We start from the raw sequence: 23,003 nt of genomic DNA on the forward strand, positions 1-23,003 counted from the left end.
ACGATGAAACAACTGATATTGATGCGTCATGGGAAATCCTCTTGGGATTACGATGCTTCCGATAAGGACAGACCTTTAAAGGAGCGAGGGATCAACGATGCCCATTTGGTGTCCAAAACATTTAAAATCCACGCTCCGCAAATGGATTTTATATATTCCAGTCCGGCGATTCGTGCACTGCATACGAGTATGATTTTTGTTAGAAATCTTGAATTTGATCTTTCTAATTTTAGAATAAATAATGAGTTATACGATTTTTTGGGAGATAGTGTGGAGAGGTTTGTACACCGATTGGACAACAATTTGAAAACAGTGGCCATATTTGGTCACAACTACGCCTTTACTTCACTTGCAAATACATGGGGAGATCAGTATATTGAAAACGTTCCCACGGCAGGACTTGTGCACATTACATTTGGTGTGGACGATTGGTCCAAAATATCCAAGGGCATTACAAAGCAAATGGTCTTTCCAAAACACTTGAAAAAATAGATGGTAAAAACAAAGAACGAATATATCAACAGGGAAATCAGTTGGCTGCAATTTAACGCCAGGGTGCTGCAAGAGAGCAAGGATCCTAGGGTTCCATTGATCGACCGATTACGGTTTCTAGGGATTTTCAGTAACAATTTAGATGAATTCTTCAAGGTTCGCTATGCTACGGTTAAACGAATCGTGGACGCCGGAAAAACGGGAAAGAGTGTTTTAGGGGGAGAAAAGGCCAAAGATTTGTTAGAGGAAATCACCAAAATAGTGATCGATCAACAGGCCCGTAGTCTGGTTATCTTCAAGGAAATTGACAGAGAGCTTAGGGAGAAGAACATTTTTATAATCCGCGAAACCGAGGTCAACCAAAATCAGGCCGAATTTATAAGGGACTATTTCTTTAAAAAGGTGAATCAAGAATTAATGACCATTATCTTGAACGACCTTACGGAATTTCCACTTTTGAAGGATACAGCAGCTTATTTGGCCGTAAAGATCGTAATGAAAAACGGTTCGCCCGGAGGAAAACACAATCGATATGCATTGATCGAAATTCCAAAAGGTATCGACCGTTTTGTGGTTTTGCCCAAAGAGGGAGATAAGGACTATGTGATCATGCTGGACGATCTTATTCGTTTTTGCTTGGACAGTGTTTTTACCATGTTTGATTTTGAATCCATTTCCGCGCACATGATCAAGATTACCAGAGATGCCGAGTTGGATATCGATAATGATTTAAGTAAAAGTTTTATCGAGAAAATTTCTTCGAGTGTAGAACACAGAAAAATAAGCGACCCGGTTCGCTTTGTTTACGATAAAAGTATCGACAAGGACACTCTTCAGTTCCTAAAGGAAAAAATGGACATTATGGATACCGATAGTGTTATTCCTGGTGGACGTTACCATAACAGAAGGGATTATATGGGTTTTCCGAGCTTGGGGCGCCAAGACCTTATGTACGACAAAATAGAACCTTTGCCGGTAAAAGGGCTGAGCATGAAAGGGAGTTTGTTGGATATTATCGCGCATAAGGACTATATGATCTATGCTCCTTACCATACATTTAGTTATGTCACCAAATTTTTGCGCGAGGCGGCCCTGGACCCCCAAGTCCGTAGCATTAAAATCACCATTTATCGATTGGCCAGCGATAGCCAAATAGCCTCGGCATTGGTAAACGCGGTAAAAAATGGAAAGCAGGTAACCGTACAGATAGAACTGCAGGCCAGGTTCGATGAGCAGAACAATATCGAATATGCCAATTATCTGCAGGACGAAGGTGTACAGTTGATTTTTGGCGTGCCCGGCTTAAAGGTGCACAGTAAGATCTGTTTGGTGGAGCGCGAGGAAGAAGGCGGGCTAAAACGATATGGGTTTATAAGTACCGGTAATTTTAACGAGTCCACGGCAAAAATCTATACAGATTACACCTTGTTTACCGCCCATCAGGGCATATTAAAGGATATGAACAAAGTGTTCGGATTCTTTGAGACCAATTACAAGATCAACAAGTACAAACACTTGATTGTATCACCACACTATACAAAATCAACTTTTATGAAGTTGATCGATAGGGAAATAGCTTGCGCGCGCGAAGGAAAAGAGGCCTACATTAAAATAAAGATGAACAGTCTTACCTCCTATAAAATGGTAGATAAGTTGTACGAGGCCAGTAGGGCCGGAGTAAAAATAAAAATGATTGTCCGCGGAATCTGCTGCTTAATTCCCGGTGTCGAGGGAATGAGCGAGAATATTGAGGCCATAAGTGTAGTGGATAAGTTTTTGGAACACCCCAGACTATTTATTTTTGGAAACGGGGGAGACCCGAAAATTTATATATCCTCCGCAGATTGGATGACACGTAACCTGGATTTTAGAGTAGAGGTGGGTTGCCCTATTTATGATGAGGACATCCGACAAGAACTACTGGATACTTTTGAGATTTCCTGGAACGATAACTCAAAGGCCAGAATATTTTCGGCCAAACAAGACAACGCCTACAGAAAACGGTCCAAGGGAGCGGCCGAGTTTAGGTCGCAGTTTGAAGTGTACGATTATTACAAGCGAAAACTGGAATCTTAAGATCACTGGATTTGGTAATAAAGAAATTTGCAGCTATCGATATTGGTTCCAACGCGGTCAGATTGTTGATCAACAATGTAATCGAGTACCAAGACAGGCCCACTAAGTTCAAAAAAAGTGAATTGGTCAGGGTGCCGGTTCGTTTGGGGGAAGATGCCTTTTTGAACGGTGAAATCTCCGAACGGAACCTCAATCGATTGGTAAAGACCATGCAGTCCTTTAAACTTTTAATGGAGGTTTATGGTGTGGAAAAATACATGGCCTGTGCCACTTCGGCACTTAGGGAAGCCAAAAACGGGAAGCAGGTAATAACTAGGGTAAGAAAGGGATCGGGGGTCGATATTCAGATTATCGATGGTAAAGAGGAAGCATCGATCATTGCCTCGACCGATCTTAAGGATATTATTAAAAATGATAGGCTCTACCTGTATGTGGATGTAGGGGGCGGTAGTACGGAATTTACTATAATCGACAAGGGGTTGCCTATTTTTTCCAAATCATTTAAAATAGGCACGCTCCGGATTTTAAACAATTTGGTGAATGATGCAGTTTGGGACGAGATAAAAACCTGGATCAAATCCAATCTCCCTTTGGATGCTACCGTCGAAATTATTGGTTCTGGCGGAAACATAAATAAATTGCACAAAATGTCCGGTAGAAAGGTCGGTCAGCCCCTTTCCTATATTTGGTTGAATGCCCAATACCATTTTTTGGACAGTATGGCCTACGAAGACAGGATTTCGGAACTTGGCCTAAATCAAGACCGTGCAGATGTAATTATACCCGCGACCAAAATATTCTTAAACGCAGCAAAGTGGAGCAAGGCCAAAAAAATTCTTGTTCCAAAAATTGGTCTTGCCGATGGTATGATCAAAACTTTGTACCATAAAGAGGATTAACCGTGCATCGTTTCCTTTTTGCCGAGGTCTTTCATTAATTGAGCTTCATGTTCCAAAAGCGCTTCCCATTTTTGATCGACTTCCTCTCGATTTCCGTATTTGCGCGCAAACCTTAAAAACATGGTGTAGTGGTTGGCTTCACTTACCATTAAGTTGCGATAAAACTCGGACAGTTCTTCGTCGTTAATCTCTTCCGATAGCAATCTAAAACGCTCGCAACTACGAGCCTCTATCAATGCAGCATACAAGAGTTTGTGTACCAAATGTGTTTCTCTGCTTCCACCTTTTGGGAAAAACTTCATGAGTTCTATAACGTACTCATCCTTGCGTTCACGGCCCAATACCCATCCCCGCTGTATAATTTTATCATGGACCATGTTAAAATGCCCCATCTCCTCACGGGCGAGGGCCGTCATTTCCTTTACCAATTCCGACTTTTCGGGAAAACCAATGATCAAGGAAATAGCGGTACTTGCCGCTTTTTGCTCGCAATAGGCATGATCTGTCAAAATTTCTTCGATGTTCTTTTCAACAATGTTCACCCATCGTGGGTCCGTTGGTAGTTTTAGGCCTAACATGTATCAGTTTTAAATTTATGGATCAAAGATAAAAGTATTGTGCGGTATGTTTAAAAATCAAGGTCGAACTCTTTGCGAAGGAGTTCGATGTTTGGATTTTTCTCCTTCAATTTTTCATATTTCTCCTCTGGGGTAAAGGCAAATTTTTTCGCAACTTCCTCGTTCACCGTAATATGGAGTGAAATTGAATAATTGTTCAACTTTTGTTTAAGGTAATCCAGCATCAGACTTTGTTCCCGTTCAATTTCCTTTTTCATGGTGCTGTTGGGAAGCTCGATCCAAATCGTATTTTCGTTCTTCATTTTGGGAACATCTGTTTGGAGGTTACTAGCCAATATTTTTCGGCCTTGTTTTTCCAACTGTTGCACAAAATCGTCCCAATGTTTTTGCATGTCCACCTCTAAAAACGTATCGTGTGGTAAATCCTCCTCGTTTACTGTTGGGGATTTAATGTTCTCGTGCTCTTTTTTTATTTTGATACTGGACAGCGAAAGTCCCGAAACACGTTTTTTAGGACTTTTAATGTTTATTTTTTGAGTCGGGTTATCCTCTTTTGGGGAGTCGATTTTTTTTGTTTCTGCCTGTTGGGGCATAGGAACTTTCTCTTCGACGGTTCTAACCTCGGTCGTTGATGGTTGGACTTTCTTTTCCACCGAGGAAGCTATAGTCTGAACTTTGGCTTGACCTGCCTGCGTGTCGCTTGTTTTGGGCGTGGATTGTGTGGTAAACCGTGATGCCGGAATTATGAAATTAGAGTTTTTTTTTTCTCCATCGTAAGTGATGGATGCTAATTTCATAAGGGTAAGTTCTACCAATAACCGTTGATTTTTACTGCTCTTATACTTTAGGTCGCAATCATTGGCAAGGTCTATGGCCTTTAAAAGAAAATCTTTGGTAACTTTTTTTGCCTGATCTTGGTATTGTTGCTTAACATCGTCTCCAACCTCCATAAGATGTAAAGTGTCCGGATGCTGACAAACCAATAGATCTCTAAAGTGGGATGCAAGGCCACTTATAAAATGATGGCCATCGAACCCAAGGGAAAGGGTTCTGTTGAACAGGATCAAAAGTTCTGGAATATTGTTTTCTAGAATTAAATCTGTTGCGGAAAAATAAATATCATAATCAAGGACATTCAGGTTTTCCGTGACCGCCTTTCGGGTAAGTTCCTTTCCAGAGAAGCTGACCACCCTATCAAAAATGGAGAGGGCATCGCGCATGGCCCCATCTGCTTTTTGGGCAATAATATGTAAAGCACTTTCTTCTGCCTGTATACCTTGTTGTTCGGCAATGTGCTTAAGGTATTCCGCTGCATCTTTTACCGTGATCCGTTTAAAATCGAAGATTTGGCAACGCGATAATATGGTAGGGATAATTTTGTGTTTTTCGGTGGTCGCCAGAATAAAAATAGCGTGCTTAGGCGGTTCCTCCAAAGTCTTCAAAAAAGCATTGAATGCAGATTGTGAGAGCATATGCACCTCATCAATAATATACACTTTGTACTTGCCCGTTTGTGGAGGAATGCGTACCTGATCAATTAAACTACGGATGTCATCCACGGAGTTGTTGGAAGCTGCATCCAACTCAAAAATATTGAAGGCAAAATCTTCATCCTCCTTTTCTGTACCATCTTGGTTTATCTTTTTTGCCAAAATACGGGCACAGGTGGTTTTGCCAACGCCTCTTGGTCCACAAAATAATAATGCTTGCGCCAAATGATCGTTTTCAATGGCGTTCATTAAGGTATTGGTGATGGAGGACTGCCCCACCACATCCTTAAAGGTTTGCGGTCTATATTTTCTAGCTGATACTATAAATGGTTCCAATGCTGGGAAAATAGAATTATTACAAATATAAAAATACGATCGGGCAAAGTGGACTGCTCGAGCACAGTTAAGCTGTTTTTTATTAACAATTGAACTACCTTTGTAAACAGCAGGCCACCTTATCGCTGCAAGCACGGGCAACCAAGCTTGGAGAGGAAAGTCCGGACACCAAAGTGCGGCATAGCGGGTAACGCCCGTCCGTTGTAAGACGAGGACCAGTGCAACAGAAAGCAAGTACAGTTCGGCTGTAGTGAAATCGGCAAACTCTATGCGGTGAAACGCCATGTAAACCAACACTTGAGGGCTGCACGCTCGAGTTGGAGGGTAGGCGGTTGGAACACTTGGGCAACCATTTGTCTAGATAAATGATAAGGAGCTCCTTACATTGATTTGGGGTCTACAGAATCCGGCTTATGGCCTGCTTTTTATTGTGTTTCAAAAAAACTGAAAATACTTCCGCCATATTTTCTCTGTTCCGTGAATTTGGGGTGCTCGGAAAGTGTTGTTTGTTCGGAATGCTCAATAATAAGGAGACCGTCTTCGAGCAAGAGTCCTTTGTCAAAAACCAGGTCGGCGATTTTTAAAAACTGCCCCTTATCAAAATCATACGGTGGGTCGGCAAAAATAAGGTTGAACTTTTCTGGAGTGGCCTGTAAAAATTTATATACATCGGATTTTACGGTAGCGATGGGAAAATCCAGCTCTTGTGTTGTTCGGGCAATATAGCGGACGCACCCTTGATGTCCGTCCACGGCAGTTATCTTTTTGCATCCCCTGGAGGCAAACTCATAACTTATGTTGCCTGTGCCGGAGAACAGATCGAGCACATTGAGCTCATCAAAATAAAACCTATTGTTCAAAATGTTGAACAGTGCTTCTTTGGCCATGTCGGTAGTTGGGCGAACAGGTAATTTTTTCGGCGCAGTGAGGCGCTTCCCTTTGTATTTACCGGATATGATCCTCATTTAGAGAGAACTTAAAATGGAAAAATCGATACTCTCGTTCTCCAGTTGGTCTACAGGAAAAACCGTATTGCCGGGCACAAATACGGAAATGTTTTTAATGTACTGGTAGCAAAGGTCGTAAATAGGGTCTCCTTCTTCTATGGTTCCGAAGAGTTTGAGCTGCACTTTTTCCAAATCCATTTGTAATTGCTCCAAACTGAATAAAAGGTAGTACAAAAAGTCCTCTTTGGTGCTGTACTCGAACTGATTGTAGAACAACAGTTTTTTGTTGGAGATTACCATTAACTCCATTTCTCGCTCAGCAATCTGTACATAACAGATGGGTTCGGAAGAAGGTCTGTTTTGGTTGAGCAAGGTATTGATGAGAACCGTTCCGCTATGCTTGAACTCAAATTCTCCAAAAAGCTCAAAAATATAGTTGTTGATATTGGTATAGGGAATATACACATTAATGATATCCTGATTTGGGATTTCATCGTACGCGATAAGGTCGTTTGCCATTATTTTGGCATTGAACTTAAGGTAGTTTGGGAGTTCCCCTTCATTAAATATGGGCTTGGGCACCAAGCTGAACATACTGTTCTTGTGTATTACCATTACTTCGGAAAAATTTTGCCCAATTTCTTCCTGATTGCTAAGTTTTTCTTTCAACTCTTTTAGTACGAGGTAGGGGGTGAGCTGAGTTTTAAAACTTTGTCGCTCAAAGGCAAGAATTTTATTTGTAATGGTATCCATTACACAAAAAGAAAGTCCATTCAAGCCAGCTTGAATGGACAATTTTCTATAGGTCTTATTTGTTTCTTTCTGTACTATAACTAGTTATTCTTTTTCCTATCGTAAATAGGGGGCCAATTACCATTGGTGCTTACATCCGTTAGGGAACCAACTTTTATTTCTGTACCATTTACTTCTTCCACACTTTGGTAAGAGTTCTCCTTTTCTACCAAATCTTGCGGTTGATCGTATAGAACAACGTTCTTTTTTACTTTAGCTTCAAAAACCGGAGCTTTGTATCCGCTCTTGTCGATAATATCAGCTTTCATTTCAAACTTTTCGTTGTTTTGGGCAAAAGGAACATCCATCATGTTTTTGTAGCGGGTGTCCGCACCAAATAGGGAATCTTTGACCTTAACTGTGCCCAATGTATCGATGATGATTGTATCTTGTTGCATATCAATTTGATAGGCTCGGTCATATCTCATAAAAGACGAGTCCCTTTGCGTGGTAATGGTATAGCTCCCAGTGTCAATAAACTTGATCAAGCTCTCAAAATCACCTGCATATTTACCGTTTACTGTTTTGTACGCTTCTTGGGAATCTCTAATGTCCTTAAGCTTGTCGATCACTTTTGAGAACCTTTCGTTCCTTACCTTATTGAACTCAATGGGGGCGTTGATAGAATCGTAAATCTTGAAACCTAGGAAGATACTTAGAATACCGAAAAGAATTACTAGTACCGGCTTTATTTTTTGAGGTAAAAATCTATCGATCAAAAATACAAGCCCTATGGTCACAAGGCATATGATTACAACAATAAGAATTAAATTTAACATATCTGATACTGTCTTTCAAAGTTAATTTAGTGGTTACAGACAAATCTACAATATTTTTTTAATTGCGAAACTTTTTGCTTTAAAAAAGAGCGCCCTATATTTAGCGCTCATGAACGATTTTACCGCACCAGGATTTTTAAAGATTTTAAACGAAAAATTTCCGCACGAACCTACCATAAAACAAGGTCTGGCACTTAAAAAGCTGTCTAACTTTGTGTTAGATGGAAAAAAGGATGAGCTCTTCCTTTTAAAAGGGTTCGCTGGAACGGGAAAAACTACCTTGATCGCTACCTTGGTGAGTAGTTTATGGAAGGTAAAAATGAGTGCTGTTTTAATGGCGCCGACAGGGCGGGCAGCAAAAGTTATGTCGGTTTATTCGGGCAATACAGCTTACACCATCCACAAAAAAATATATTTCCCCAAAAAACAAACCGGTGGAGGAATCCAATTTGTGTTGGCTCCGAACAAGCACAGGAATACGATTTTTATTGTAGACGAGGCATCCATGATTCCGGACTCGCCCGCCGATTCCAAATTGTTCGAGAACGGCTCCTTGTTGGACGATCTTATGCATTATGTTCACTCTGGCCATAACTGCAAATTAATATTGATCGGTGATACCGCACAGTTGCCCCCTGTAAAATTGGAACTTAGCCCTGCCCTTGATGAAGATCGTTTGTCCTTAAACTATAATAAGGAAGTAGCGTGTTTGGAATTGAACGAAGTCATGCGCCAAGCTGATGACTCCGGAATCCTATACAATGCAACCAATCTGAGGGAGCAACTACAGTCCGATTTTTTTGACGGCTTCAAGTTTGAACTGGGCACATACACGGATATAGTGCGCCTGTTGGAAGGGAACGAGATACAGGAGGCCATTGATTCCTCTTACAGTGAGAACGGAAAAGAACAGACGGCGATCATAGTTCGTTCCAACAAAAGGGCCAACCTATACAACCAAAATATTAGGGAACGTATCCTTTTTCTTGACAACGAGATTTCGGTAGGCGATTATATGATGGTGGTCAAGAACAATTACTTTTGGCTAAAACCAAACTCCGAGGCTGGTTTTATAGCCAATGGCGATATAATCGAAGTACTGGAGCTGTTTGCGATCAAAGAACTTTATGGGTTCAAGTTTGCCGAGGTAAAAGTAAAAATGGTGGATTATCCCAATCAGAAACCCTTTGAAACTGTTCTTTTACTGGACACTATAACGGCCGAAACACCATCCTTATCTTACGAAGACGGCAATAGACTTTACCAAGAAGTAATGAAGGACTACGCCCACGAAAAATCCAAATACAAAAAATTTCTCGGGGTAAAGAACAATAAGTTCTTCAATGCGCTACAGGTAAAATTTTCTTATGCAATTACTTGCCATAAATCACAAGGAGGGCAATGGGATACCGTTTTTGTTGAACAACCTTACTTGCCCAATGGGGTGGATAAAGATTATTTGAGATGGTTGTATACCGCAGTTACCAGGGCCGAAAGAAAACTATACCTTATAGGTTTTAAGGATGATTTTTTTCTTGACTAGGAATATCCTATTTTAGACATCGGCATGAATATAGAACCAGATACATTAATAAGTTTGTTCCTAGGGATTGGTTTAGCGGCTTCCGTGGGCTTCCGTGTTTTTTTACCACTTTTTGCTCTAAGTTTTGCGGCATATTTAGGGGTATGGGAACTCAACGAAAGCTGGCAATGGATAGGTAGTCTAACAGCATTGATAACCTTGGGGGTTGCCACAATTGTAGAGATATTTGCCTATTTTATTCCATGGGTGGACAATGCCTTGGATAGTCTAGCCATACCTTTGGCAGGGATTGCAGGTACCGCAGTTGTAGTTTCTACTGCTGCCAATTTAGACCCTGTGGTCACTTGGTCTTTGGCCATTATTGCAGGTGGTGGGACCGCAACTATGATCAAAGGGGCAAATGCGGCCGGCAGACTGGCATCTAGCGGAACAACGGGAGGCTTGGCCAACCCATTGGTGTCCACGGTGGAGACCGGGACCGCCGTTGCAGTAAGTACTGCGTCGATCTTAGTGCCGCCCATAGCCGCCATTCTTGTAATTATCATATTATTGATCATATTCAGGATCTACAGGAAGCTCAGACCCAAAAGATAACATCCAATCATATATAAATAGTAGTGAAAATAATATCAATGATACCCGCCCGCTATCAGGCATCAAGGTTTCCTGCCAAACTAATGCAGGACCTTGGGGGTAAGCCCGTAATTGTGCGCACATACGAAGCAGCTGTAAACACAGGTCTTTTTGATGAAGTATACGTTGTGACGGACAGCCCTATCATTTCTGAAGTGATAGAAAACATAGGCGGAAATGTAATCATGAGCAAAAAAACTCATGAGAGTGGTAGCGATAGAATAGCGGAAGCCGTGGAGAATATGGAGGTGGACATTGTGATCAATGTGCAGGGAGACGAACCATTTATTGATGCAGATAGCTTGGCGAAGATCATAAAGGTCTTCAAAAATGATGAAGAAAAAGAAATCGACCTTGGCTCCTTGATGACACCCATTACGGATTGGGAAGAAATATCCAACCCCAATTCGGTTAAGGTAGTTGTGGACAATCAAGGTTTTGCACTCTATTTTTCCCGTTCTCCCATTCCCTATCCAAGAGATAAGGAAGTGGATGCGACCTACTATAAACATAAAGGTGTGTACGTTTTTAGAAAAAGGGCGCTCATGGATTTTCAAAGGCTGAAAATGTTGCCCCTCGAGGCGAAAGAAAAAATTGAGGCCATACGTTTTTTGGAGTATGGAAAAAAAATAAAAATGGTAGAAACCCACGTGACAGGCATCGAAATTGATACACCCGAAGATTTGGAAAGAGCTAGAAAGGTATGGAAGTAGATTTCTCCAACATAAAAGTAATAGGATTTGATGCAGATGATACCCTTTGGGTTAACGAGACCTATTTTAGGGATACCGAAGAAAAATTTGCGGAACTATTGGACGGCTATGAGACCAAAAACAAGATAGACCAAGAACTGTTCAAGATGGAAATGGCCAACTTGGAAAGCTATGGCTATGGGATAAAGGGGTTTATGCTCTCCATGATAGAATCCGCACTGGACCTCTCCAACAATAAAGTACCGCAACAGACCATTTCCGAGATTTTGAACCTTGGAAAAAAAATGATTGCACACCCGGTGGAATTGCTGGACGGAGTAGAGGAAGTGTTATCCAAATTGGCCGGAAAGTATAGGTTGATAGTACTTACCAAAGGGGATCTATTGGACCAGGAACGAAAATTGGACAAGTCCGGCCTTTCCAAGTATTTTCATCATGTAGAGGTGCTTAGCGACAAAAAAGAAAATAATTATAGTAATTTGTTGGAGCATTTGAATATAGATGTCAACGAATTTTTAATGATCGGAAATTCATTGAAATCAGATGTCCTTCCTATTCTCAATATAGGAGCAAAGGCCGTGCACGTGCCTTTTCACACCACTTGGGCCCATGAGATGGTAGCCGAAGATGAAATGGTGAACAACCATCTCAAATTAAACAACATCAAAGATATTTTGAAGTATTTGGATAATTAATGAAGACAGAGAACAACTTGAAAAATCAACAAACCTCATCGACCCGTAAAACTATGTACAAGAACTTTCCAATGGTGCCGAAGGTAATCTTTGGGGCGGGAAGCTTTTCGCAATTGGGAGATGTTTTATTGCCCAAGCGAACAAGTTCGGAAGCACCGTTTATATTTTTGGTCGACGATTATTTTGAAAATAGTGAGTTCCTGTCAACTTTGCCCCTGTTGTTCAACGACGAGGTTATATTTATTTCTGCAGAAGAAGAACCCAAAACCGCTCAAGTTGATGCGTTGGTTTCCCAAATACGTCAAAAATATGAAGAGGCGCCCTCCGGTATAATCGGTATAGGCGGAGGTACCCTTTTGGATTTGGCAAAAGCCGTTTCCATACTACTGAACAACAAAGGATTGGCCAAAGATTACCAAGGATGGGATTTGGTGGGCCACCCCGCACTTTATCATGTTGGGATACCTACCATTAGCGGGACCGGAGCAGAAGTGTCCCGAACCACAGTATTGCTGGGACCGGAAAAAAAACTTGGGATAAATTCAGACTATACAACCTTCGACCAAGTTATTTTAGATCCGGATTTCACCAAAAGCGTTCCCAAGGAGCAATGGTTTTATACGGGAATGGATTGTTTTATTCACTGTGTGGAATCTTTGACCGGAACATATTTAAACGCCTTTAGCCAAAGTTATGGGGAAAAGGCCATGGAACTTTGTCTGGAAGTGTACCTGAACGACATTCCCTCCGAGGAATCAAGGGATAAATTAATGATGGCATCTTGGCATGGGGGAATGAGTATTGCCTACTCTCAAGTAGGTGTTGCGCATGCCATGAGCTACGGACTTTCTTATTTATTGGGGGTTAAGCACGGTATAGGAAACTGTTTGGTTTTCCAGCATCTGGAGGAATTTTATCCGGAAGGGGTACAACTGTTCAATAAAATGATGGATAAACACAATATTACACTGCCACAAGGTGTTTGTGCCGACCTTACCCAAAACGATTTTGATGTGATGGTGAATGTTGCGATGGGATTGGAACCCCTTTGGGAAAATGCTCTGGGCAAGAATTGGAAAAACATCATGACCCCGGAACGGTTACGGGCATTGTATCAAAAAATCTAAAATTTGTTCCAGATCTGATTATGGACAAATAACATGAAGCCCATGCAAAGGCTTGCCAAATTCATATATTTTAAAATTTTGGGATGGAAGCTCAACGGTTCTTTTCCCCAAGTGGACAAATGCGTTGTAATTGTGGTTCCACATACCCATTGGTTGGATTTCTTTTTGGGCTTGTTGATCAGAAAGGTAATAAACCAAGAAATCAATTATATCGGAAAAAAGAGTCTGTTCAAACCGCCCTTCGGATGGTTTTTTAGGTGGACCGGAGGTGCGCCGGTAGATCGTTCCAAAAATTCCAATACCGTGGACAGCATTGTTCAGGTTTTTAATGAACGAAAGGTCTTCAGGTTTGCACTGGCACCGGAGGGCACACGAAAAAAAGTCGCCCAGTTAAAAACCGGATTTTATCATATTGCAAAAAAGGCCAAGGTACCTATTGTAATGGTTGCCTTTGACTTTGGAAAAAAGGAAATCAAAATAGGTCGACCATTTTTTACGACTACTGATCAAGAAAAGGATTTCGATAAAATTCACGCCTTCTACCAAGGCGTAACAGGAAAAGTACGCGAATATAGCTTTTAAGTGCCCTGTATCCCTATTTTATAATCATCATCATTAAATATGCGGTTCCACTACTTAAATCGAAAAAAGATTTTTGATGGTAACACGAGCCGAAGATAGCTTGGATCGAGGGTGTACCTAGACGCTGAAATATCTTATATTTAGGCAACTAATAACCAATCAAATTATGATTCAAAAAAACTCAACTAAAAATTGCTTTAAACTATTTGTAGCGGCCGGTTTAATGTCCACTTCAATTATTTCGGCACAAGACTGGCAAGGATATACACCAGCCTCATTACAGGAGCAAGAAAAATTGGAAGAGACCTTTAAAAGCCAAGTGGATTATCCAAAATTTAGGGAACATCTAAAAACATTAACGGAACGGCCCCACGTAGCAGGAACAGCTGCCAATGAGAAAGTTGCGGCATACATGGCGGGTGTGATGGAAAATGCGGGAATGGACGTAAAATTATATCCCTATGATATTTACATGACCACAACAGGTGGAAGTTCCGCGGTGGAATTGGTGACACCGTTGCGTATGCCACTAAATCAACAAGAGGATATCTTGGCAGAGGACAAGTTTTCCTCGGATCCTACCTTGGAAAAGGGATGGAACGCCTATTCCGGTAGTGGCGATGTTACTTCTACCGTAGTATATGCCAATTATGGAACCAAAGAGGATTTTGAAAAGTTGGAGGAGATGGGGATCAATGTAAAGGGCAAAATTGTTATTGCCCGTTACGGTCGTAATTTCCGCGGTTACAAGGCCAAGTTTGCCGAACAGTACGGTGCTGCAGGACTTATTATGTACACCGACCCAGAAGATAGTGGTTATATGAAAGGCCTTGTATACCCCAACGGACATAATTATAACGAGAGCGGCATTCAGAGGGGCTCCGTACTGACATTGGATTATCAGGGCGATCCTTTGACCCCATTTGAACCTGCATTGCCATTGGATGGCAAAAAGAAGGTCGATCGGTTGGACCCCTCCGAAACGGATTTGCATACCATTCCGGTGTTGCCATTGCCCTATGGTTCGGCAAAGGAAATATTGGGCAGGATGCAGGGAAAACCTGTTCCCAACGCTTGGCAGGGAGGATTGCCCTTTACATATAGGTTAGAAGGGGGAGATGGGCTCACGGTACGTGTAAAAGTAGATCAGCCCAAAGAGTTTGTTCGAGTAAGCAATGTGGTAGGTACTTTTAAAGGAACGGAATACCCGGACGAGTGGATTATTCTTGGTTGCCATTACGATGCTTGGGCTTTTGGCGCTACAGATCCTAACAGTGGTACGGCCATGCTGTTGGGCTTGAGCGAATCCATTGGTAAACTTGTTAAAAAGGGTATGGCCCCCAAAAGATCCATTCTTATTGCTCATTGGGATGCGGAAGAGCATGGAGTGATCGGATCCTCGGAATGGGTAGAACAATTAAGGGACGAACTTGGTGCAAAAGCTGTAGCCTATCTCAATTTTGACGGTGGTGTTTCCGGTAAAAATTTCGGGGCCTCATCTTCTCCGACATTAAAGAATCTGGTTACCCAAATGTCCAAAAAAGTAAATTATCCCTACACTGATAAAACACTCTATGATCAATGGAGGGGCGATAAAGAAGAGCCTCGTATTGGAAACTTGGGAGGAGGTTCCGATCATATCGGATTTTATATGCACGTAGGTGTTCCATCCGTTAGTGGAGGAGCAGGAGGACCAACACTTTATCACACGAATTACGATAGTTTTCACTATTATAAAACCTTTGCAGATCCAGAATTTAAAATGGGAGGTACCATAGAGCAGTTCGCAGGTTTAATGGCTCTGAGGTTGGCCAATGCAGAAGTTATTCCGTATGACGTGAAAAGATATTCCACTGATTTAAAAGGACATTTTGCCAACGCTGTTAAAAAAATCAAGGCATTCGATACAGAATTTAAGGGCTTCGATAAAGTTGAAGCATCTATTAAGGTGTTGGATAATAACACTGAAATTTTGGACAAAGCCCTATCCGATGTTTTGGCATCCGGTACGTTGTCCAAAAAGGAAATTAAAAGTATCAACAAGCAATTGTTGGCTTTGGAAAAAAGCTTTATTGATGAAAAGGGCATGTACTATGGCTCTTGGTTTAAGTCGATATATGCATCCACGGACCCTTTTAGTGGCTACGCATCCTGGATGTTACCAGGTTTGGAATATGAGATTTCCTTGACTTCTTCCGAAAGGTTGGATGAGTGGGACGAGCGCTATGCCGCTGCCATACAATCTTTGGCCGATAAGATTCTTAAATTGGCACAGAGCATCTCGTAGTTGAACACCTTTGTACATACTAAAAAGGGCGCGATTTTAATCGCGCCCTTTTGCTTTTAAGGTGTTTGGGATTTATTCCTTCATGCTGTGGAACACGTTCTGTGTATCGTATATTTACAATTAAATAATTGATATTGAATTTATTGAGTGTAATTTTATTTTGATTAGTTCGATATTAGTTCGATTTTAAGAGATAATTCTAATGAGTAATTGCGTTATTCTCACTAATAATAATCAAAATTTCAAAGAGATTAGTCGGGTTATGAGCCCGACGAGCTACCTACTGCTCTACCCTGCGGTTTTGTAACTTTATGACTGACAGTTAGTTAAATTTTGTATGAATTTCATGTAATACCCATTCCGTATGCGTTTCCGTATTCGGAAGAGAAAAACAAAAGTATCATAAATAAATGTAATTTCACAGGATTGGTATGTTTATTCAGGAGCCTGATGTGGTTTTTACCGTTGTGTAGCCTTACCCCTTTTAGGACATCGATAAATTCATAAAATTATCATTAATGTCGTCCGTTTCGGGGAAGAATTCTTCCCCGAAACGGTTCTTGTATTCCCTGGGCGGCATATCCCCGATGGATGAATGGGGATGCCTTGTATTGTAATCCTCCATCCATTTTTGGGTCAGCGTCCTTACTTGGTGCAGGTCGTTGAACCAATAGGCATCTAGCACATCTTCCCTGTAAAACCTGTTGAGGTGTTCCATATATCCTTTCTGCATGGGCTTGCCGGGCTGGATGAACTGCAGCTCCACCCGTCTGCTCTTGCACCATTGTGATAGGGCCTTGGATATGAACTCCGGACCGTTATCGCAGCGTATGGACTTTGGCAGGCCTATCTCTTCCTCCAATTGTGACAAGGTCTCCACGACCCTTATCGCCGGATAGTTGAGCCCCACGTCCATGGCCAGTGCCTCCCGGTTGCAGTCATCCATGACATTGAACACCCTTATCTTCCTCCCATCTGACAGCACATCCGCCATAAAGTCCATGCTCCACACCTCGTTGAGCTCCATAGGGGCCTCCAATGGGTTCTTTGTCCTTGTGGGAAGCCTCTTCTTGTGCTTCCTCCTGAGCTTTAGGTTCATGGACCTGTAGACCCTCAACACCCGTTTCCTGTTCCAGTTGCGGCCTTCGCGACGCAGACGCTTGTAATATACCTCGAATCCCCTTGTCGGCAGCTCTGCGGCCAGCCTAGAAAGGGCATCGATCACCTCAGTGTCGTCCCTTTTGCTATGGTAGTACCACATCGAACGGGCAAGGTCCAGTACCCCGCAGGAACGCGATACACATACCGAATAGGCCTCCTGGAGGTATTTGGCGCGCTGCTTCTTGTCGGAAGGCCCTAGAACTTTTTTGACAGTACGTCCTTGAGCATACGGATATCAAGGCTGGCATCGGCGTACATCTGCTTTAGCTTGCGGTTCTCCTCCTCGAGTTCCTTCAAGCGCTTCATATGGGCCACTTCCATGCCCCCGTACTTCTTTTCCGCCAATAATAGAAAGTGCTGGTGTCAATGCCCATCTCACGGGATATATCACCCACCTTGCGGCCCTGTTCGTTCTCTTTCAGTGCCTTGATGATCTGGCTCTCGGTAAATTTGCTTTTTTTCATGTGACAGTTAAAATTTAAAGTTAGAAAATCTGAATTTTAAACTGTCCTATTTTTAGGGAGGGCTACAAAAGGGGTAAGGCTACACAATGAATTACTTTGTTCATACGTCAATTCATTTATTCTGTCGTCTAATTCGCTTATTATGGTTTGGCAATAATCTATTATCGAGACCGGAATTTAAAGTTTGAAACCAATTAAAAAGTATAAAATGAGGCAGCAATTGCAGATATCCCACAATAAATTACCTCATTTTATATGTATTGGAAGGGTATGAAAAAGCCCTATCCTTTATTAGAAACTGGATAGGGCTAAGAGATTAAACCGTTAATGGTTCTGCTTTAAAGCCTTTTTTCTTAACGATGGCAACTATTTCATCTTGTGTTATACCCTCTGATTTTACGGTTAAAATTTTGTCATTATTAGCTGTATCTACATTCCAATCGCAGATACCATCCGCACTATCCAAATCCGCTTTTACCTTTGATACACACCCGCCACAATTAAGATTGGTCTTGAACTGAAATTCAGTATTTTCCATATTTTTTGAACTTTATCTAATTTTTCTTGAACTGCCACAAAATTCAACATAATCCCTAAGCCTGCTATTGTGATATTTCGTGTTTAATTTGTGAAATTTACTGTTTCCTGTTGCAGATTATTAATGTTTGTGTGCGTGGTGGCTGTGGTCTTCTGCCGATTTTTCTCCCTCTGATACGGTAATCGTGAAATCTGCCGTATGCACCACGTTGTCTATTTTGAACTGTACCCACACTCTATAAAGCCCTGCCTTTTTGATAAGCGTTTCGGCATAGATTGGGAAATTCTCTTTAGATACCGGGTGTATATGTAGAAAATCCTTATCGGCTTTGCTTATCATTACGATATGGGCAGTTGCTCCAAGAAAATTTTGCATATCATTTTCCGTTAACTTCTTATCGTCCTTTTCTACTGAAAATTGCAAGCCCTGATTTCTGTTTGTTTTGAAATCCTCGCCGTTAAGCAGCGTTACCGTAAAACCATCTACGGTTGAAACCAACTTTGTTTTTAACTCGGTGGTTTGGGCTGATGCCGTACCTTTTACCTCAATGGTTTGCTTATTGACCTCTCCCTCGGCTCCGTTCGGTTTGTAGTCCGTAAATAACAGGTATTTGCCTGCAGCCGGGAATGTTTCTGAAACCTTATAAGAACCGTCTGCCTGTTCTTCGGGGTGGATATGGTCAAACCAGGTCAGCTCCTCATTCACTGCCAAAAGGTGCATTTTCATTTCGTGCACTACTTCCAACGGTACATTTTTACCATGTTCTGTAATGGCGATGGATAGATTTGTCATTTTACCTGCTTCCACATTTTGCGGGTCGGCAGCCACTTTTACTTTATACTGGCTTTTCTCTTTTTTGACAGGGGTCAAAGCCATGCCACATTTAGGGCATTTATCGCCTTTGTTTCCTGTTACTTCCGGGTGCATCGGACAAGCGTATGCGCTGTCGTGATTTGCGTGCTGATGTGCATTCATATCCTCTGATTTTTTATTATTACTTTCCGAATTGTTACAGGCAGATAAGGCTGCCAGTGAAACAAACGTGCTTAGCAATATGGTTTTTAAATTATTCACTTATCTATCTCTCTTACTACAATACAAATTTCCGCATTAAATAGGTTGTATCTATTGTGATATTCTTTGTTTGATTTACGATTTTTACTGATTGCTAACGCTGTTCTTTTGGCTCATAACAATCCTGGTAACGACTATCAATGTGATGATAAGCATCGGTATCAATGCAATGTTTACGCCGTTCCAACCCCAGTAATTAAACAAGCTGCCTGCGAAGAAGCTCGCTATACTGATTACTGCAAAGACCGTGAAATCGTGGAAAGCCTGCGTTTTTTCTTTCTCTTCAGGTCTGTACACTTTGGTTAGCAAGGATGAACCACCGATAAACAGGAAGTTCCAACCTAAACCCACAATAAACAATGCAGAAACGAAATGTACAAAGCCTGTTCCCATCAGGGCAATAACGATGTACAGGGACAAAATCGCCAAGCCTGAAATAATGATACGGTAAACACCGAATTTCTGAATGAGCATACCTGTAAAGAACGAAGGCAGGAACATACCTAATACGTGCCATTGGATAACCGTTGCTGAACTATCTGACGAATGTCCTACACTATGCATCGCTATCGGTGTAACGGTCATTGACATTCCCATTACGGCAAATGCGGTAGATGATGCCAGTATTGCAAGGATGGTATCTTTATTCTTAATGATTTCTTTTAACGGGCGACCTTTCTTAACTGCTTCCTTGGTTTGTACCGCAGATGTTCTTTGCAGCTTTAGAAAGGAAACAACGCACAAAGCGAACACACTTAACAGGATAATGGAAAAGTAGGAATAAGCGTAAGGAACCGCCCCTAAATGTTGTGTAAACCTCGCTAAGTTGGGTCCGGCGAAAGCCGCAACAACGCCACCCGCAATAACGAAAGAAATTGCCTTGCTTTTCGCATTGTCGGGAACGGCATCTGCCGCCGCAAAACGGTAGTATTGCGAAAAGCCCTGATAAGCACCAATGAGCATATTACCTACTGAAAACAGCCAAAAGGAATTTTGGATAATGGCGTACCACGAAACCAAACCCGACAAAACGCCTATCAGCGTACCTATCATAAAGGCATTGCGCTGACCTAATTTTCTAATGATGAGGGATGCGGGTATCATCATACCTGCCGTACCTACGGTAATCATTGCCAATGGCAAGGTCGCCAGGTTTTTATCGGGAGCCATTCGTAAGCCTACCACACCCGAAAGCGTAATTACCAATATGGATGCAGTCTGAAACAGCGCCTGCGAGGTAAACAGAAGATACACGTTGTTCCATTTTATTTTTGCTGTCATAATCTTAAAATTTATGATACAAAATTGGCAATTTGCTTCGGGCTGTCTATTGTGATATTTCTTGTTTGATTTGTGAGGTTTACTGATTTAGCCCGGTATTGTAAATGCAAAAAGGTCATAGCATAATCGCTACAACCTTTACTTGTTCTTTGAATAGTTCTTTTAGTAATTGAGCGAAAGCCCTGCACCAAAGCCCATATCACTATCATAGTGCGCCCTGATACCGATATGCCTTGTCAGGATGTACCGCAGGTCTGCCATATACTCCAAATCGGTATTGACCATAAACCCGGCTCTTAACCGTCTGGAGATAGGTATATCCTCCCGCATCAATGAAACCCTGAAAATACCATCGTGGTAAACTTCTGCCTGTACATTAACCAACATCGGTAAGGTGTACATTACTCCTAAGCTCACAGCAGCCCTGTTGTCCTTTTTATTAACCTGTCCGAAGAGGTTTTTCTCGTGCTCGTCCATTCCCATTCTGCGGTATCGCCAGTCGAAGCCGACAAAAGGCATCAGCCATTGCATTTTACCGATGTAACGCCCTAAATGGGTTTCCACTTCGTAACCGTGCATATCGTTGTAACCCAAACGCCACTCTGTGCCTAAGCTGTAACGGGCATTCATCAGCATTGCTTCCCCGTCTATACCGTTGGTAGCAAAATCGCTCTGCGCCATCAGGTGCGGCATATTGCTTTCACGCTGTAACATCTTGTAGGCTTTAGCCTTGTTGGGCAATTCGGGATTTTTATAATCGTCCACTGCAAACACCCTGTTCATTCCCGCCATCATATGATACAGGATATGACAATGAAAAAACCAATCGCCCTCGGTATTGGCAAGGAACTCTATGGTATCGGTTTCCATCGGCATAATATCAATGATGTTTTTCATCGGTGCATTTTCGCCGTGCTCATTAAGTACCCTGAAATCAAAACCGTGCAGGTGTATCGGGTGGCGCATCATTGAGTTATTGTAAATCGTAATCCTTAATACTTCGCCTTTTTTAACAGGTATCTTATCCGTTTCTGTCAAAACCTTATTATCCATACTCCAAACGTAACGGTTCATATTTCCCGTTAAAGTAAATTTCAGTTCCTTGACCGGGGCATCTGCCGGAAGCGTGGTATTATGCGGCGATTTCAACATTGAGTAATTCAGTGTTTTAATATCGCTCAACGCATTGGCATTATAGCGGTTGGGGTCTTCGTCCTTGCTCATATTATGGTCGCCGTGATGCTCCATAGCTGGCTCTTTATCCTTACTTTTCTTACTTTTTTCTTCGCCTGTAATCTCCGGGTACATTACTACGTTCATATCCATTTGGTTCAGGCTCATATTCATTCCCATATCGTCAAGGTCGCCGTTCATCTTCATCATATCGTTCATCATCTGCATACCCTCAAAATATTTCAGGCGTGGCATTTCCCCTACTAACTGTTTTTTACCGTTTCCAATAAAATAACTTGTGGATTGGGTGCGGTCTTCAGTGGTTGCCATAAACTCAAACGCTTTACCGTCTTCGGGAATGGTAACGACCACATCGTAAGTTTCAGATACAGCAATTATCAGTCTGTCCACCTCAACAGGCTCCACATCGTTACCATCACTTGCCACTACGGTAATTTTACCGCCTGCGTAGCGTAGCCAAAAGTAAGACGATGCACCGCCATTGGAAATGCGCAAGCGTACTTTATCACCTGCTTTTAAGGGCTTGCCGTCAATGCTTTTTAAATCGGTATGATGATTACCATTCATCATTACACGGTCGTAATACACATCGCTCACGTCCATTGCCAACATACGCTTCCATTCGTTGGTCAGCTTGGTTTTGAATTTACCGCTTCTAATGGCTTCGGCGTAGCTTTGTGTTGCGCCTTTCCTTATCGCAAACCAATCACTTGCAGCGTGCAACATACGGTGTACATTGTTGGGATTGAGGTTCGTCCATTCGCTTAGCATAATGGGGATTTCCGGCAAATCGTCAATTCCTTTTCTGAATGTTTTATCATTAGCCCTTTTGTGCATTATAAAGCTGCCGTACATACCAATTTGCTCCTGTAAACCTGAATGGGAATGATACCAATGCGTTCCTGTCTGGATAATCGGGAAACGGTAAGTATAGGTTGTGCCCGGCTCAATCGGCATTTGTGTTCAGAAGGGTACGCCGTCTTCTTTGTTGGGCAGGAACAAGCCGTGCCAGTGCAGGGATGTACTTTCTTTTAACTGGTTATGCACTACGATTTCCGCCGTGTCGCCCTCTGTAAATTCAAGTGTGGGCATCGGGATTTGCCCGTTTATAGCGATGGCCCTCTTCTCCTTGCCTGCAAAGTTTACCACCGTATCTTTTACATACAGGTCGTAATGAACTACCTTTTGGGCAATGCTGACTTGTGATATAAAGAGTGCCAACAGGGTTAGCGGCAACAGCTTTTTGTAAAAATTTTTTTGATTATCCATTTTAAAAATCGCATTGGTTATAAAAGTTAAAAGGCATTGCCCAATGAGCAATG

General features: G+C 42.0%; 18 protein-coding genes, 1 other RNA gene and 2 pseudogenes. 11 read left to right on the forward strand and 10 right to left on the reverse strand.

Going from position 1 to position 23,003, the window contains the following annotated elements; genetic code table 11:
* The first annotated feature begins 3 nt into the window (after positions 1 to 3).
* The 3 genes from ABTP35_RS12455 to ABTP35_RS12465 are packed head-to-tail and all read left to right on the forward strand — an operon-like array spanning position 4 to position 3,467.
* Positions 4 to 492 carry a histidine phosphatase family protein gene (locus tag ABTP35_RS12455; protein WP_293295925.1) on the forward strand — a complete coding sequence of 163 codons (489 nt, stop codon included), beginning with the start codon at positions 4 to 6 and terminating at the stop codon, positions 490 to 492.
* Positions 493 to 2,568, forward strand: a complete 2,076-nt coding sequence (ppk1, locus tag ABTP35_RS12460; RefSeq protein WP_293295923.1) for a polyphosphate kinase 1 — start codon at positions 493 to 495, stop codon at positions 2,566 to 2,568. It begins immediately after the preceding gene.
* 11 nt (positions 2,569 to 2,579) lie between these two features.
* On the forward strand, positions 2,580 to 3,467 hold the full coding sequence (locus tag ABTP35_RS12465; protein WP_293295921.1) for an exopolyphosphatase: 888 nt from the start codon (positions 2,580 to 2,582) through the stop codon (positions 3,465 to 3,467).
* On the opposite strand, the gene ABTP35_RS12470 is transcribed toward ABTP35_RS12465, so the two are convergent.
* Together ABTP35_RS12470 and ABTP35_RS12475 are read right to left on the reverse strand one after the other, a co-directional pair.
* Entirely contained in the window at positions 3,464 to 4,045 is a 582-nt protein-coding gene (locus ABTP35_RS12470) for a tRNA-(ms[2]io[6]A)-hydroxylase (protein WP_224834868.1), read from the reverse strand. The two genes, ABTP35_RS12465 and ABTP35_RS12470, sit on opposite strands and share 4 nt — an antisense overlap.
* A gap of 50 nt (positions 4,046 to 4,095) precedes the next feature.
* Positions 4,096 to 5,871 carry a DNA polymerase III subunit gamma/tau gene (locus ABTP35_RS12475; protein ID WP_293295919.1) on the reverse strand — a complete coding sequence of 592 codons (1,776 nt, stop codon included), beginning with the start codon at positions 5,869 to 5,871 and terminating at the stop codon, positions 4,096 to 4,098.
* 106 nt (positions 5,872 to 5,977) lie between these two features.
* Here ABTP35_RS12475 and rnpB point away from each other — a divergent pair.
* Positions 5,978 to 6,300, forward strand: an RNA gene (gene rnpB, locus ABTP35_RS12480) — RNase P RNA component class A.
* Here the strand turns inward: rnpB and ABTP35_RS12485 are convergent.
* Genes ABTP35_RS12485 through ABTP35_RS12495 form a run of 3 tightly spaced genes read right to left on the reverse strand, consistent with a single transcriptional unit; the run spans position 6,297 to position 8,302 of the window.
* Positions 6,297 to 6,836 carry an RsmD family RNA methyltransferase gene (locus tag ABTP35_RS12485; RefSeq protein WP_293295917.1) on the reverse strand — a complete coding sequence of 180 codons (540 nt, stop codon included), beginning with the start codon at positions 6,834 to 6,836 and terminating at the stop codon, positions 6,297 to 6,299. The genes rnpB and ABTP35_RS12485 overlap by 4 nt on opposite strands.
* Positions 6,837 to 7,649 (reverse strand): DUF3822 family protein, encoded by an 813-nt coding sequence (locus ABTP35_RS12490; protein WP_293299208.1) that lies wholly within the window; start codon positions 7,647 to 7,649, stop codon positions 6,837 to 6,839.
* A gap of 2 nt (positions 7,650 to 7,651) precedes the next feature.
* Positions 7,652 to 8,302 (reverse strand): hypothetical protein, encoded by a 651-nt coding sequence (locus tag ABTP35_RS12495; RefSeq protein ID WP_224835645.1) that lies wholly within the window; start codon positions 8,300 to 8,302, stop codon positions 7,652 to 7,654.
* A 196-nt stretch (positions 8,303 to 8,498) separates the two neighbouring features.
* On the opposite strand from ABTP35_RS12495, the gene ABTP35_RS12500 reads away from it, so the two are divergent.
* The 7 genes from ABTP35_RS12500 to ABTP35_RS12530 all read left to right on the forward strand — a co-directional run bounded on the left by ABTP35_RS12500 (position 8,499) and on the right by ABTP35_RS12530 (position 15,969).
* A complete protein-coding gene (locus ABTP35_RS12500; RefSeq protein WP_224834865.1) occupies positions 8,499 to 9,932 on the forward strand; it encodes an ATP-dependent RecD-like DNA helicase in 1,434 nt (477 codons plus the stop codon).
* A 24-nt stretch (positions 9,933 to 9,956) separates the two neighbouring features.
* Positions 9,957 to 10,526, forward strand: coding sequence for a DUF4126 domain-containing protein (locus ABTP35_RS12505; RefSeq protein WP_262902797.1), 570 nt, complete (start codon positions 9,957 to 9,959; stop codon positions 10,524 to 10,526).
* Positions 10,527 to 10,564: 38 nt separating this feature from the next.
* A complete protein-coding gene (gene kdsB / locus ABTP35_RS12510; RefSeq protein ID WP_293299205.1) occupies positions 10,565 to 11,278 on the forward strand; it encodes a 3-deoxy-manno-octulosonate cytidylyltransferase in 714 nt (237 codons plus the stop codon).
* The gene (locus ABTP35_RS12515; RefSeq protein ID WP_224834863.1) at positions 11,269 to 11,973 is read left to right on the forward strand and encodes an HAD family hydrolase; all 705 of its coding nucleotides are present in this window, start codon (positions 11,269 to 11,271) and stop codon (positions 11,971 to 11,973) included. Before kdsB ends, ABTP35_RS12515 begins: the two co-directional genes overlap by 10 nt.
* Positions 11,973 to 13,100, forward strand: a complete 1,128-nt coding sequence (locus ABTP35_RS12520; RefSeq protein ID WP_369885255.1) for an iron-containing alcohol dehydrogenase family protein — start codon at positions 11,973 to 11,975, stop codon at positions 13,098 to 13,100. Before ABTP35_RS12515 ends, ABTP35_RS12520 begins: the two co-directional genes overlap by 1 nt.
* Before the next feature lie 42 nt (positions 13,101 to 13,142).
* The gene (locus ABTP35_RS12525) at positions 13,143 to 13,682 is read left to right on the forward strand and encodes a 1-acyl-sn-glycerol-3-phosphate acyltransferase (protein WP_224834861.1); all 540 of its coding nucleotides are present in this window, start codon (positions 13,143 to 13,145) and stop codon (positions 13,680 to 13,682) included.
* A 166-nt stretch (positions 13,683 to 13,848) separates the two neighbouring features.
* Positions 13,849 to 15,969, forward strand: coding sequence for a M28 family peptidase (locus ABTP35_RS12530; protein ID WP_293295914.1), 2,121 nt, complete (start codon positions 13,849 to 13,851; stop codon positions 15,967 to 15,969).
* Between the two features lie 484 nt (positions 15,970 to 16,453).
* Here ABTP35_RS12530 and ABTP35_RS12535 read toward each other — a convergent pair.
* From ABTP35_RS12535 to ABTP35_RS12555, 5 genes and pseudogenes are all read right to left on the reverse strand, one after another.
* A pseudogene (locus ABTP35_RS12535) lies at positions 16,454 to 17,594 on the reverse strand (IS3 family transposase).
* 316 nt (positions 17,595 to 17,910) lie between these two features.
* Positions 17,911 to 18,132 carry a heavy-metal-associated domain-containing protein gene (locus ABTP35_RS12540; protein WP_207025679.1) on the reverse strand — a complete coding sequence of 74 codons (222 nt, stop codon included), beginning with the start codon at positions 18,130 to 18,132 and terminating at the stop codon, positions 17,911 to 17,913.
* Between the two features lie 120 nt (positions 18,133 to 18,252).
* A complete protein-coding gene (locus ABTP35_RS12545) occupies positions 18,253 to 19,107 on the reverse strand; it encodes a heavy metal-binding domain-containing protein (protein ID WP_237685846.1) in 855 nt (284 codons plus the stop codon).
* A gap of 183 nt (positions 19,108 to 19,290) precedes the next feature.
* Entirely contained in the window at positions 19,291 to 20,487 is a 1,197-nt protein-coding gene (locus ABTP35_RS12550) for an MFS transporter (protein WP_207025681.1), read from the reverse strand.
* A 162-nt stretch (positions 20,488 to 20,649) separates the two neighbouring features.
* Positions 20,650 to 22,950 (reverse strand): annotated as a pseudogene (locus ABTP35_RS12555) (multicopper oxidase family protein).
* Between the last annotated feature and the right edge of the window lie 53 nt (positions 22,951 to 23,003).

It is taken from the genome of Flagellimonas alginilytica, from assembly GCF_042134605.1.
Lineage (GTDB): Bacteria > Bacteroidota > Bacteroidia > Flavobacteriales > Flavobacteriaceae > Flagellimonas > Flagellimonas alginolytica.